The following is a 12,865-nucleotide window of genomic DNA, read 5'->3' as shown; positions in this document are numbered from 1 at the left end:
GCCCGCTCCCCCAGGCCATTCAGGGCTGCCAATCAACCCCACTCTCTTCCAGATAGGCATCCACCGCTGCGCCCACCGTCGGATGAAAAGCCTTCTCCCCCATATGCTCGAACAACTCGAATTGCCGCATCTTGTCCTTCACCGGGTCCTTCATTTCGGCGAACTGCAACTCCACCCCCCGCGCCTCCAATGCCCGGTCCAGCTCGGCCAGCATGTCCGCCGAAGTGATATCGATACTGGTCACAGGCTCAGCGGCAATTACCACCCGCTGCACCGGCGTTGGCGACGCGTCTACCGCCGCCATCACTGTGTTCTGGAACTGCTCGGCGTTGGCAAAGAACAACGGCGCGTCCCAGCGCAGCAGCACCAGCCCTGGAATACGCCGGGCCTGTGGATAACGCTGCATGTCATGGTAACCGCGCAGCCCATCCGCCCGGCCAAGCACCGCGTGGTGCGGCCGCCAGCCGTCCCACAGGAACTCGATCACCGACACCACCACGGCAATGCAGATACCGGGAATGGCGCCGAACACTGCCACGCCGACAAAGCAGGTGAACGACAGCCAGAACTCCCACTGCTGCATGCGGAAGATACGTTTGAGGTCGGCAAACTCGAACAGCCCCAGTGCAGCGGCAATCACCACCGCAGCCAAAGCGCTGTTGGGCAGGTGCTGCATCAGATTGGGCGCTACCAGCAGCAACAGGGTTACCGCCAGGGCGCCGATGATGCCGGTGAGCTGGGTCTGCGAGCCGGCAGCTTCGGCCACTGGTGTGCGCGATGAACTGCTGCTGATCGGGATGCCCTGGAACAGCCCCGAGGCCAGGTTGGCCACGCCCAGGCCGAACATTTCCTGGTTGGGGTTCACCCGCATCTTGAGGCGCGCGGCATAGGAGCGTGACAGCACACTGGTGTCGGCGAACGACACCAGCGCCACTGCAACCCCGCCCAGTAGCACCTCGACCAGGTCAATGTCGCTGACCCAGGGGAAGACGAAGCCGGGCAGGCCCTGGGGCAATTGCCCGAGTACCTTGACGCCCATCTGATCGAGGTTGAACACGCTCACTGCCAGCGTCGCCAGTACCACGGCGATCAGGATGCCCGGCAGGCGCTTGAACGGTTTGAGCAGCAGAATCAGCGCCAGGCTACCGGCACCCACGACAAAGCTTGGCCAGTGCCCTTGGCCGGCGTATAGCGCCTGGCCCAAGGACCAAAGGTCGCGCAAGGGCCCTTCGCTGTCGACTTTGATGCCGAACAGCTTGGGCAACTGGCTGATCAATACGGTCAGGGCGATGCCGTTCATGTACCCATAGCGGATGGGCTTGGACAGCAACTCGGTGATAAAGCCCAGGCGCAGCAGCCCGGCAATCACACAGAACGCCCCGGCGACCAAGGCCATCATGCTGGCGATGGCGATCGCCCGCTGCGGGTCGCTGGCCGCGTATTGCACCACCACCGCCAGGATAGGCGCGGCCAGCGCCGAGTCCGGGCCCAGCACCAGGATACGGCTGGGACCGAACAGGGCATAGGCCAGCAGAGGGATGATGGTGGCGTACAGGCCATAGATGCCGGGGACGCCGGAAGCCTCGGCGTAGGCGATGCCCACAGGCACCAGCATGGTGGTGAGTACCAGGCCGGCGGCGATGTCCTTGGGTAGCCAGGCTGCCTTGTAGTGGAGCAGGGTGACCAGGCCGGGTAACCAGCGTTGCCAGTCGAAACGAGTGGGGTGGGGCATGGTGTCGGCTCTGGGCGAGAAGGGCGCTGAACCTCAGCTTAGATGCTGGGATCGAGTGCCGCTTTGCGGCCCGTTGTCATCAAAGAATCGATCAATGCCCTGCTGGCCCCCGACAGCTGGCGATGTGGCGGATAGATGACCGAGAAGGGCCGTCGGGCCCCCTCGTAATCCTCCAGCAAGCGCACCAACCGGCCCCGCTGCAGGCGTTCTGCGACTATGAACTCGTAGGTCTGGCAGATCCCGACACCTTGCTCGGCCAGTGAGATGCACCCCAGCACATCGTCCGCCACCACCGGATTTCCCTGCGGAACGAAGAGCAGTTCCTCCTCTCCTTGACGGAACTGCCAAACGCCTGGCCTGCCATTGCTGGGCATGATGAAAGGCAGGCAGTTGTGTCCGGCCAGTTCCGCCAGTGATTGCGGCCTGCCGGCACGCGCGAGGTAAGCTGGCGCGGCCACCAGGCATAGTCGAGCCTCCTCTAGCCGACGCGCCACCAGGCTACTGTCCGGCAGGTCGCCAAGGCGAATAGCCAGGTCATACCCTTCGGCCACCAGGTCGACATTACGATTGGTGATGTTCAACTCGACCTGCACTTTCGGATAGCGCAGGGCGAAGGCTGCCAGCATGGCCGGCAACCGGTGATGCCCATAAGTGGTCGGTGCGCTCAGGCGCACACGGCCCTGTACTTCGCCATGGCCGCTCAGGGCTTGCTCTGCGCTGGCGATCTGCTGGAACGCAGCGCGCGCCTGCTCGACGTATTCCAGGCCACTGTCGGTGAGGCTCAAGCGACGCGTGGTGCGGCGTAGTAACTGCACCCCCAGGTGCAACTCAAGCCGCGAAATGGCCCGACTAACCACCGACGGGGTGGTCGCCAAGGCCACCGCTGCCGCACTGAGCGAGCCACGTTCGACCACTTCCAGCAGCGCCTCGACATCCCCCAGGTGACCAAACCGTCGCGCCATTTTGTTCTCCAAAGCAAAAATGCTTTTCTACAGGCCCAATTTATCGCTTGTCTGATCGCCAATAAAGTCTCGGTCAGTGCACGGCATCCCGCCTGTGCCTGAATGGAGGGAATGCTATGCGCACTTACCAACGACTGGCCCTGGCTGCTGTCATAGGCAGCGCGAGTCTGGGCGCTCATGCGGCGAACGTCCTTGTGGTACTGTCTGACGAGAGCCACCTGGAGCTTCGCGACGGCAAGGCATTTGCAACCGGTTTCTACCTCAACGAACTGCTGGAACCGACCAAAACGCTGCTGGACGCAGGCCATCAAGTTACCTTCGCTACTCCCCTCGGTCGCGCGCCGACGTTGGACCGCAGCTCGGCCGCGGCCCAGTACTTCGGCAACGATCCGAAGCAACTGGAGCAATATCAGGCGCTGCTGGATCAGCTGCAGCTTACTTCTGCGAAGCATTCGCCAGTGATCAGCCTGTCCCGCGTGGAGCAGATTGGTTATGGCAACTTCGATGCAGTCTATGTGCCTGGCGGCCACGCCCCGATGCAAGACCTGCTCGCCGACCCGGCGCTGGGGCGTCTGCTTCGCGCTTTCCACGCCGAGGGTAAAACCACCGCGCTGGTTTGCCACGGTCCCATTGCTCTGCTCTCGGCGCTGGAACGGCCGCAGAAGCTGATCCAGGCACTGGAGAGCGGGAACCGGACAGCAACGCCCGAAGACTGGATTTATGCCGGCTATCGCATGACAGTCATCAGCAATCAGGAAGAAGAACAGGCCAAGGGCCTGCTCGGCGGAGGGCAGATGAAGTTCTATCCGCAGACCGCCCTGGAGCGCGCCGGCGGGCAGTATCAGAGCAACCCATCGCCGTGGGCGCCTAATGTTGTCATCGACCGCGAATTGATCACTGGGCAGAACCCGGCGTCAGCGGCCCAGGTGGGCCAAGCCATATTGCATCGTCTGCAGAAACACTAACGGTAGAGACATACCATGACGCAACGTACTTTTCTTGTTACAGGAGCCAGCAAAGGCATCGGCCGGGCAATCTCCGAGCAACTGGTGGAGGAGGGCCATCAAGTCGTTGGTATCGCCCGCCAGGCTGCGGATGCCAGCTTCCCCGGCGAACTGATCGCCACCGACTTGAGCGACTCAGAGCGTTTGATTGCGACACTGGCCGACTTGACCAACCGCTATGCATTCGACGGCCTGGTAAACAATGTGGGCCTGGTCCGTCCCCAGCCACTGGGCGAAATTGACCTGGCAAGCTTCGATGAAGTAATGCGGGTTAACTTGCACCCCGCGCTGCAGGCGACCCAAGCGCTGCTGCCAGGGATGCGCGAGCGCTGCTGGGGCCGCGTGGTGAATATCTCCAGCCTGACCGTGCTCGGCATTCGCCAGCGCACTTCTTACGCCGCTGCAAAGGCAGCGCTGGTCAGTTTCACTCGCAGTTGGGCGCTGGAACTGGCCCAGACAGGAATCACGGTTAATGCAGTTGCTCCAGGGCCGATCGAGACCGAACTGTTCCGCAGTGGTAACCCGGTAGGCAGTGCTGGCGAAGCCGCCTATATCGACGGCGTGCCGATGGGGCGGCTCGGGCAGCCACACGAGGTCGCTTCGGCAGTCACCTTCCTGCTCGGGGATCGCAGTGCTTTCATTACCGGGCAGACAATCTACGTAGATGGTGGCGCCTCTATCGGTCGCAGCGGTCTTTGATGACTGGGGGCAGGCGGCTACCCATGGGAATACGGTAGAACGAATGTTCCCACCCTGCATCCCAGAAAAACAAAACCCCTGAGGTGCAGACCTCAAGGGTTTGTAGTTACAGCAGGCTAACGCTTAGACGTTGAAGCGGAAGTGCATCACGTCGCCGTCTTTGACGATGTAATCCTTGCCTTCCAGACGCCACTTACCGGCTTCCTTGGCACCCGCTTCACCCTTGAACTGGATGAAGTCGTCATAGGCCACCACTTCAGCGCGGATGAAGCCTTTTTCGAAGTCGGTGTGGATAACGCCGGCTGCCTGCGGGGCAGTGGCTCCGACGCGAACGGTCCAGGCGCGTACTTCCTGCACGCCGGCAGTGAAGTAGGTCTGCAGGTTCAGCAGCTCGTAACCGGCGCGGATCACGCGGTTCAGGCCAGGCTCTTCCAGGCCCAGGGCCTCGAGGAACATGTCCTTCTCTTCACCGTCTTCCAGCTCGGCGATTTCCGCTTCGATCTTGTTGCACACCGGCACCACGACCGCGCCTTCTTCCTCGGCAATGGCCTTGACCACGTCCAGGTGCGGGTTGTTGTCGAAGCCGTCTTCGGCCACGTTGGCGATGTACATCACCGGTTTGCTGGTCAGCAAGTGGAAGCCACGGATGACGGCCTTTTCGTCGTCAGCCATGTGCTTCATCAGGCTGCGCGCAGGCTTGCCTTCGGTAAAGTGCGGGATCAGCTTTTCCAGAATGGCCTTTTGCGCCAAGGCATCCTTGTCGCCGCCCTTGGCGTTGCGGGCTACCTTCTGCAGTTGCTTTTCGCAGCTGTCGAGGTCGGCGAAGATCAGTTCGAGGTCGATGATCTCGATGTCACGCTTGGGGTCGACGCTGTTGGAAACGTGGATCACGTTCTCGTCTTCGAAGCAGCGCACCACGTGGGCAATGGCGTCGGTCTCGCGGATGTTGGCGAGGAACTTGTTGCCCAGGCCTTCGCCTTTCGAGGCACCGGCAACCAGGCCGGCGATGTCGACGAATTCCATGGTGGTCGGCAGGATGCGGTTTGGCTTGACGATTTCAGCCAGCGCAGCCAGGCGAGCGTCGGGCATAGGCACGATGCCGCTGTTCGGCTCGATGGTGCAGAAAGGGAAATTCTCCGCCGCGATGCCAGACTTGGTCAGGGCGTTGAACAGGGTGGACTTGCCGACGTTGGGCAGGCCGACGATGCCGCAATTGAAACCCATGGGTATTCCCCTCTCTAAAGGAAATCAGGCCTTCTGGCTGTGCAGCTCGCGCATCGCCTTGGCGAAATCGCCGGCAAGCACGTCCGGCAGCACGCCGAGGGCAAAATCGATGCTGGCGTCGAGCTTCTCCTGCTCGGCGCGCGGCGCGCGGCCCAGGACGAAGTTGGATACCAGTTTGGCGTCACCCGGGTGGCCGATGCCAAGCCGCAGGCGGTGGAAGTCGTTCTGGTTACCGAGCTGCGCGATGATGTCGCGCAGGCCGTTGTGCCCACCATGGCCGCCGCCGCGCTTGAGCTTGGCAACGCCCGGGGGCAGATCGAGTTCGTCGTGTGCCACCAGTATCGCTTCCGGCTTGATGCGGAAGAAATTGGCCAAGGCCGCTACGGACTGGCCGCTGCGGTTCATGTAGGTGGTGGGGATCAACAAACGAACGTCGTTGCCCTGATGGCTGAATTTAGCCGTCAGGCCGAAATACTTTTTGTCAGCGGTCAGCGAAACACGCTGGGCGCTGGCAAGGCGTTCAACGAAAAGAGCCCCTGCGTTATGCCGGGTCTGTTCGTATTCGGGGCCGGGGTTACCCAGGCCAACGATCAACTGGATGGCGGTCACGTCAGGGGCTCTTCCTTGGAGTTGGTGGGTTACAGTGCGCGCGGCACTGTAACCCGATCAACGCCGGCGTGCGAGTGGATTACTCGGCAGCGCCTTCTGCTTCTGGAGCAACGCGTGGAGCGTGAACGTTGGCAACAGCTTTGTCATCACCGTGGGCCAGAGCGACGAACTCTACGCCTTTCGGAGCTTTCAGGTCCGACAGGTGGATGATGGTGCCGATTTCGGCGTTGCCCAGGTCAACTTCGATGAACTCAGGCAGGTCTTTGGCTTCGCAGGAAACTTCGATCTCGGACTCAACGTGGGAGATCTCGCCGCCTTTCTTGACCGGGGCTTCTTCGTTGATGAAGTGAACCGGAACCTTGGCGGTCAGCTTCTGGCCAGCAACGACGCGAACGAAGTCAGCGTGCATGATGAACTGCTTGGCTGGGTGGCGCTGCATGGCCTTGATGATGACGTTCTGCTTAACACCGTCAACGTTCAGTTCGATAACGTGGCTGAAGGCAGCTTCGTTTTCGAACAGCTTGGTGATTTCCTTGGCCAGGATGGTCAGGGATTGAGCTTCTTTATCACCACCGTAGACAACGGCTGGGATGCTCAGCGAGTGACGCAGGCGGCGGCTCGCACCTTTCCCCAGGTCAGTACGCGCTTGGGCGTTCAGAATAAAATCAGTCATTTTGTTTCTCCAAAATAGCCCCCCGAGGGCGTTTGCGACCAGCGCCAACGGGGATGGCAAAAAAGCCCCGCCCCAACACAGGTTGGGGCGGGGCGCTTCACATCAACACGTGTCCCGCTTAGCGGAACATCGCGCTGATCGATTCTTCGTTGCTGATGCGGCGTACCGCTTCAGCGACAACCGGTGCGATATCCAGCTGGCGGATACGATCACAGGCTTGAGCAGCGGCGGACAGCGGAACGGTGTTGGTCACCACCAGCTCGTCCAGTACCGACTTCTCGATGTTCTCGATGGCGCGGCCCGACAGGACAGGGTGCGTGCAATAGGCGTAAACCTTGGCAGCGCCGTGCTCTTTCAGGGCTTTGGCCGCGTGGCACAGGGTGCCGGCGGTGTCGACCATGTCGTCTACCAGGATGCAGGTGCGCCCTTCGACGTCGCCGATGATGTGCATAACCTCGGAGTGGTTAGCCTTTTCGCGGCGTTTGTCGATGATACCCAGATCGACGCCCAGGGACTTGGCGACAGCGCGTGCGCGCACGACACCACCGATGTCCGGGGAGACGATCATCAGGTTCTCGAAACGCTGGTCTTCGATGTCGTCAACCAGTACGGGCGAGCCGTAGATGTTGTCGACGGGGATATCGAAGAAGCCTTGGATCTGGTCAGCGTGCAGGTCGACGGTGAGTACACGGTCGATACCTACGACAGTGAGCATGTCAGCAACGACTTTGGCGCTGATGGCTACACGTGCCGAACGCGGACGGCGGTCCTGGCGGGCATATCCGAAGTAGGGAATCACGGCGGTGATTCGGGATGCTGAGGAGCGGCGGAAGGCGTCGGCCATCACTACCAGTTCCATCAGGTTATCGTTGGTCGGGGCACAGGTCGGCTGAATAATGAAAACGTCTTTACCGCGAACATTTTCATTGATCTCAGTACTGATCTCGCCGTCGGAGAATTTACCGACAGAGACGTCACCGAGAGGGATATGCAGCTGACGTACGACACGCCGAGCCAGATCGGGGTTAGCGTTCCCCGTAAAGACCATCATCTTGGACACGCGCAGTACCTGAAGGCTGAGGGTATACCTGGATGAGTATAAGGAAAATGGCAGGGGCGGCTGGATTCGAACCAACGCATGGCAGGATCAAAACCTGCTGCCTTACCGCTTGGCGACGCCCCTGTATCTGTTGCTGCGAACGCTCATGCGCTCGACTTCTTGACCAGACTTTGCAGCTTGCGATGCAACATCGAAATATTGCTTCCTTTCGCCACAAACCCTGTTTGGGTCGCTGAAAGAAGGGCCAGAACTTTATCAGCTTCGGCTTTGCTTGGGAAGGCCCCAAACACACAACTTCCAGTGCCGGTTAGTCGAGCCTCAGTGAATTTTCCCAGTGAATTCAACGCATTGCGAACTTCTGGGTAATTCTGCTCTACCACCGGTTGGCAGTCATTTCGACTGTTTCCCTCGGGAACGGGGCGCATCTTAAGGGGGAGAGAATCACGTGTCAACTGTGGATGTGAAAAAATTTCTACTGTGCTGACAGACACTTGCGGCACCAGCACGACATACCAGGGTTCGATCGGATCGACCGGGGTCAGTTGTTCGCCTACGCCCTGCGCGAATGCTGCGTGGCCGCGTACGAACACCGGCACATCGGCGCCCAGGCTAAGCCCCAGTGCGGCCAGGCGGTCTTCGTCCCAGTCCAGTTGCCACAGGTGGGCCAGGGCCAGCAAGGTGGTCGCGGCGTCTGAGCTGCCACCGCCGATACCTCCGCCCATGGGCAGTACCTTGGTCAGCCAGATGTCGGCGCCAAGCGTGGTGCCCGATTGTGCTTGCAGCATGCGCGCGGCCCGTACGATCAGGTTGCTGTCGTGGGGGACGGCCTCGATCTCGGTGTGCAAGCGGATCACGCCATCGTCACGCAGGGCAAAACTCAGTTCGTCGCCATGGTCTAGAAACTGAAACACCGTTTCCAGTTCGTGGTAACCGTCTGCGCGGCGGCCGATGATGTGCAGCCACAGGTTGAGCTTGGCCGGGGCGGGCAGGGTGAGCTTTTGCATGCGATCAATGCCCCAGCTGGCGCGGCTGCCAGTCCTTGACCACCAGGGTCACGTCCAGGTCTTTGCCGTGCAGCTTCAGGCGCTCGGGCAACCAGTAGCCGTTCTGTTCGGTGTAGCTCAGGTACTGCACCTGCCAGCCATCCTGGTCGAGGCTGGCCAGGCGGCTGTCGCCATCCAGGGTCAGCTTGCTCTTGCTGTCGGGGGCGGGCAGGCCGCGCACCCACCAGACCAGGTGCGAAACCGGCAGTTGCCAGCCCAGTTGCTCTTCCAGCAGCGCTTCTGGGCTGGTGGCTTCGTAGCGGCCCTGGTTGGCCACTTCCAGCACCACGCCACCCGGGCGGCCGGTAAGGCGTGCGGCGCCACGGCCCAGCGGGCCGGCCAGGCGAATGTCGTAATAGTCCTGACGTTGCAGCCAGAACAGCGTGCCGCTGCCGGAATCGCGCGGGGCACGGATACCGACCTTGCCGTTGATCTGCCAGCCATCGAGGCTGCTCAGCTGCGCTTTGTGGGCGCGCCACTGCTGCGGGTCGCCGTGGCCCTGCAGGGCCTCGCGGCTACCGAAGCCGGCACAGCCGGCCAGCAGGGCGATCATGGTAAAGGTGATGCAATGGCGCAGGAACATGGCGTTAAAGAGTCTCGGATCCGGTCAGGCGCAAAAGGGTCTTGCGCAGGATGGGGCTGTCGGCCTGGGCCTCGAAGCCCTTGGCCCATACATGGCGAGCTTCGCGGCGCTTGCCGTTGGCCCACAGTACTTCGCCCAGGTGGGCGGCCACTTCGTGGTCGGGGAAGTTGGCAAAGGCCTGGCGCAGGTAGGTTTCAGCGACGTCGAGGTTGCCCAGGCGATAGTTGACCCAACCCAGGCTGTCGAGCACTGCCGGGTCATCGGGGGTCAATTGGTGGGCCTTGTCGATCAGTGCCTTGGCTTCGGCATAGCGGGTGGTGCGGTCGGCCAGGGTGTAGCCCAGGGCGTTCAGGGCCATGGCGTTTTCTGGCTCGCGGGCGATGATGGCGCGCAGGTCTTTTTCCATCTGCGTCAAATCGTTGCGCTTCTCGGCCAGCATGGCGCGGGTGTAAAGCAGGTTGAGGTCGTCCGGGTAGCGCTGGATGGCTTGCTGCAGCACCTGATTGGCCTGGGCGTCCTTGTTGTTGTTGCTGTAGCTTTCCGATTCGATCAGGAATAGCTGGATGGCGTAGTCTGGCTGGGCTTCGCGTGCTTCGGCCAGCAGGCGCGAGGCATCGCTGCCGCGACCGTTGGCGATCAGGATGTCGGCCTGACGTAGCTGTGCCGGCAGGTAGTCTGGGCCTGGGCCGACCAGGGCGTATTCATCCAGAGCGCCAGCAGGGTCGTGGCGCTCCTCGTGGATGCGGCCCAGGTTCAGGTGCGCGGCGTCAACGTAGCTGTCGCGCTCGATCAGCTCCTGCAAGTAGCCTTCGGCTTCATCCCAGTCTTTGTTCTCCAGGCACACCAGCGCCAGCGAGTAGCGCAATTCGTCATCATCGGGGTATTGCTGGACCAGGCTGATGAACTCGCCTTTGGCATCGGCGATACGGTCCTGTTCGACCAGGGTGCGAGCGTAGGTGAGGCGCAGGCGTTTGTCGTCCGGGTTGTCGCGAATCGCCCCGCGCAGCAGTGGCAGGGCCTCTGGACCACGGTCCAGGGCCTGTAGCAGACGGGCGCGCAGCAGGATCGGGGCGACTTCGCCGTTTTGTGCCGGGTGCGACTCAAGCAGTTCCAGGGCTTCTTCGGTCTTGCCGTCCTGGTTCAGCAGCAGGGCCTTGCCGAATATCAGCTGGCCGTTGTCGGGGTATTTCACCAGCAGGCGTTCGAAACTTTGCAGCAGGCCGTCGCGGGTGCTCTGGTCGGTTTCGGCTGCGGACAGGGCGAGGAAGTCGAAGTGGGTGTCGCCCTGGCCCTGCAGTACCTTTTCCATGTAGGCCATGGACTCGTCATAGCGGCCGGCGCGGGCCAGCTGAATGGCGGCGGCGCGCTGGGCGTCGAGGTTCTGCGGGTCGTTGCGCGCCCAGACCAGTGCATTCTCCAGTGACGGCTCGTCGGCGCCGAGGTACTCGGCAATGCGGTAGGCGCGCTCGGAAACTGCTGGGTCCTGGGTTTTTGCCGCCTGATCGGTGTAGTTGGCCAGGGCGATGTCGAAACGGTTGCGCTGGCCGGCCAGCTCTGCCACCAACAGGCTATAGAGTGTGTCCTGCTTGAACGAACCATACACCACGGGCTTTTCCGCCTCTGCCTTGCCAGCTTCGGCGACGGGAGGCTCGGCCTTTTGCGGGGCCAGGCTCTGGCAGCCCTGGAGCAGGGCGAAGGCAAGCAGCAATGCGTATGGTTTGTTCATAGAAAGGCTTATTAGGAGGACTCACCGGCGGTCGGAGCATGATGACACAAGCGCGTAGGCAAACCCACCTGCGAAGGTATGAAGCTACGCTTAGCCTATGCAGACCGCACTGCGCGCGCAGGGTTCGCCCCAGGCTGGCCACGATGCCCAGCGTTCGTGCTGTTGTTCTGCTTCTGCTTCTGCTTCTGCTTCTAAGCGCGCGATAGTTCAGGCGACGCAGATTGCGACTTCAGGAGGCCGAGCGCAGGGCTTGCGGAGGGAGGTGACGGGCATGGATGCCCGTCAAGCGCTGGGCCCCAGGATGGGGCCTGCAGCGCGGTCCTCCCGGGAGCAAGCCCGGAGCGAGGGGACCCCGGAGCGGAGCGTAGGGGCCGGATGATGGGAGCCGACGGTTTTGGTTACTTTGGCCACGACCAAAGTAACCCGCCGGAAGGGCGGAAAGGTGAATAGGCGCCTACATCGTGAATGAATGTCTACTTGATGTGAAAGCGCACAACCCAAAGGCCCAAAAGCCCAAAAGCTCAAAAGCCCAAAAGCCCAAAAGCTCAAAAGCCCAAAAGCCCAAAAGCCCAAAAGCCCAAAAGCCCAAAAGCTTAAGCGCTGGTTCTGATCGGGCGTACAGTCCGTTTGCGATGGCGACGCCGACTCACCTTTCCGCCCTTACGGCGGGTCCCTTTTTGTCGTGGCAAAAAGGGACCAAAAACCGTCGGCTCCCATCATCCGGCCCCTACGCTGCGCTCCGGGGTCCCCTCGCTCCGGCCTTGCTCCCGGGAGCACGCGCTGCAGGCCCCATCCATGGGGCCTCAGCGCTTGACGGGCATCCATGCCCGTCATCTCCCTCCGCAATGCCTCCACTCGGCCTCCTGAAGTCGCAATCTGCGTTGCCTGGACTACCGCGCACTTAGAAGCAAAATCAAAAGCGAGAAGCGAATTCGGTGATCGGCCGGGCATCGCCGATGCATTCGGTGACGTTTTGCCCGGTCATCTGGATAAGGATATCGCCGGCATGGCTGCCCTCGGCCTGGTGTACCTGGAAGAACGTCGTTGCTCTTGCTCTTGCTCTTGCTCTTGCTCTTGCTCTTGCTTTGGCTTTTGCTTCTAAGCGCGCGGTAGTCCAGGCGACGCAGATTGCGACTTCAGGAGGCCGAGCGCAGGGCTTGCGGAGGGAGGTGACGGGCATGGATGCCCGTCAAGCGCTGGGCCCCAGGATGGGGCCTGCAGCGCGGTCCTCCCGGGAGCAAGCCCGGAGCGAGGGGACCCCGGAGCGGAGCGTAGGGGCCGGATGATGGGAGCCGACGGCTTTGGTTACTTTGGCCACGACCAAAGTAACCCGCCGGAAGGGCGGAAAGGTGACTACGCGCCACCTTCGCGAATGAATACCTATTTAATGTGGATGCTCACATCCAAGAAGCAAGAAGCAAGAAGCAAGAAGCAAGAAGCAAGGAGCGAACTCGTCTGTTTTGACTCGGCGAACCGTCCATTTGCGATGGCGACGCTGACTCACCTTTTCGCCGGTATGGCTCACCCACATGGGTTACAAATCAGTTCAC

Annotated in this window: 11 protein-coding genes, 1 tRNA gene and 1 pseudogene; 2 read left to right on the top strand and 11 right to left on the bottom strand. The window is 61.5% G+C overall.

The genetic code is table 11. The features are described from left to right. Positions 1–19: 19 nt before the first annotated feature. Positions 20–1,732 (bottom strand): SulP family inorganic anion transporter, encoded by a 1,713-nt coding sequence (locus V6093_RS14070; RefSeq protein ID WP_265979514.1) that lies wholly within the window; start codon positions 1,730–1,732, stop codon positions 20–22. 38 nt (positions 1,733–1,770) lie between these two features. Then, positions 1,771–2,694: a LysR family transcriptional regulator gene (locus V6093_RS14065; RefSeq protein ID WP_004575690.1), complete on the bottom strand. Its 924-nt coding sequence runs from the start codon at positions 2,692–2,694 to the stop codon at positions 1,771–1,773. Between the two features lie 116 nt (positions 2,695–2,810). On the opposite strand from V6093_RS14065, the gene V6093_RS14060 reads away from it, so the two are divergent. Together V6093_RS14060 and V6093_RS14055 are read left to right on the top strand one after the other, a co-directional pair. Next, positions 2,811–3,659 (top strand): type 1 glutamine amidotransferase domain-containing protein, encoded by an 849-nt coding sequence (locus tag V6093_RS14060; RefSeq protein WP_054888548.1) that lies wholly within the window; start codon positions 2,811–2,813, stop codon positions 3,657–3,659. A 15-nt stretch (positions 3,660–3,674) separates the two neighbouring features. Next, positions 3,675–4,397 (top strand): SDR family oxidoreductase, encoded by a 723-nt coding sequence (locus V6093_RS14055; RefSeq protein WP_004575688.1) that lies wholly within the window; start codon positions 3,675–3,677, stop codon positions 4,395–4,397. A 123-nt stretch (positions 4,398–4,520) separates the two neighbouring features. Here the strand turns inward: V6093_RS14055 and ychF are convergent, their stop codons facing one another. The 9 genes and pseudogenes from ychF to V6093_RS14010 all read right to left on the bottom strand — a co-directional run. Beyond that, the gene (gene ychF, locus V6093_RS14050) at positions 4,521–5,621 is read right to left on the bottom strand and encodes a redox-regulated ATPase YchF (protein WP_003247414.1); all 1,101 of its coding nucleotides are present in this window, start codon (positions 5,619–5,621) and stop codon (positions 4,521–4,523) included. A 24-nt stretch (positions 5,622–5,645) separates the two neighbouring features. After that, positions 5,646–6,230, bottom strand: coding sequence for an aminoacyl-tRNA hydrolase (gene pth / locus V6093_RS14045; protein ID WP_003247413.1), 585 nt, complete (start codon positions 6,228–6,230; stop codon positions 5,646–5,648). Between the two features lie 79 nt (positions 6,231–6,309). Beyond that, positions 6,310–6,903 (bottom strand): 50S ribosomal protein L25/general stress protein Ctc, encoded by a 594-nt coding sequence (locus V6093_RS14040; RefSeq protein ID WP_003247411.1) that lies wholly within the window; start codon positions 6,901–6,903, stop codon positions 6,310–6,312. Positions 6,904–7,021: 118 nt separating this feature from the next. Beyond that, positions 7,022–7,963 carry a ribose-phosphate pyrophosphokinase gene (locus V6093_RS14035; RefSeq protein ID WP_003247410.1) on the bottom strand — a complete coding sequence of 314 codons (942 nt, stop codon included), beginning with the start codon at positions 7,961–7,963 and terminating at the stop codon, positions 7,022–7,024. 48 nt (positions 7,964–8,011) lie between these two features. Continuing rightward, positions 8,012–8,086, bottom strand: a tRNA-Gln gene (locus V6093_RS14030). A gap of 20 nt (positions 8,087–8,106) precedes the next feature. Further along, on the bottom strand, positions 8,107–8,967 hold the full coding sequence (gene ispE / locus V6093_RS14025) for a 4-(cytidine 5'-diphospho)-2-C-methyl-D-erythritol kinase (protein WP_019750445.1): 861 nt from the start codon (positions 8,965–8,967) through the stop codon (positions 8,107–8,109). 4 nt (positions 8,968–8,971) lie between these two features. Continuing rightward, positions 8,972–9,589, bottom strand: a complete 618-nt coding sequence (lolB, locus tag V6093_RS14020) for a lipoprotein insertase outer membrane protein LolB (RefSeq protein ID WP_003247402.1) — start codon at positions 9,587–9,589, stop codon at positions 8,972–8,974. Positions 9,590–9,593: 4 nt separating this feature from the next. After that, the gene (locus tag V6093_RS14015) at positions 9,594–11,315 is read right to left on the bottom strand and encodes a tetratricopeptide repeat protein (protein WP_003247399.1); all 1,722 of its coding nucleotides are present in this window, start codon (positions 11,313–11,315) and stop codon (positions 9,594–9,596) included. A gap of 931 nt (positions 11,316–12,246) precedes the next feature. After that, positions 12,247–12,354, bottom strand: a pseudogene (locus tag V6093_RS14010) (3-deoxy-7-phosphoheptulonate synthase); the annotation flags it as partial. Between the last annotated feature and the right edge of the window lie 511 nt (positions 12,355–12,865).

The organism is Pseudomonas putida group bacterium ESBL64 (genome assembly GCF_045277175.1).
Lineage (GTDB): Bacteria > Pseudomonadota > Gammaproteobacteria > Pseudomonadales > Pseudomonadaceae > Aquipseudomonas > Aquipseudomonas alloputida.
Note: the sequence above shows the minus strand (reverse complement) of the source record. Positions and strands in the feature narration are given on the sequence as shown.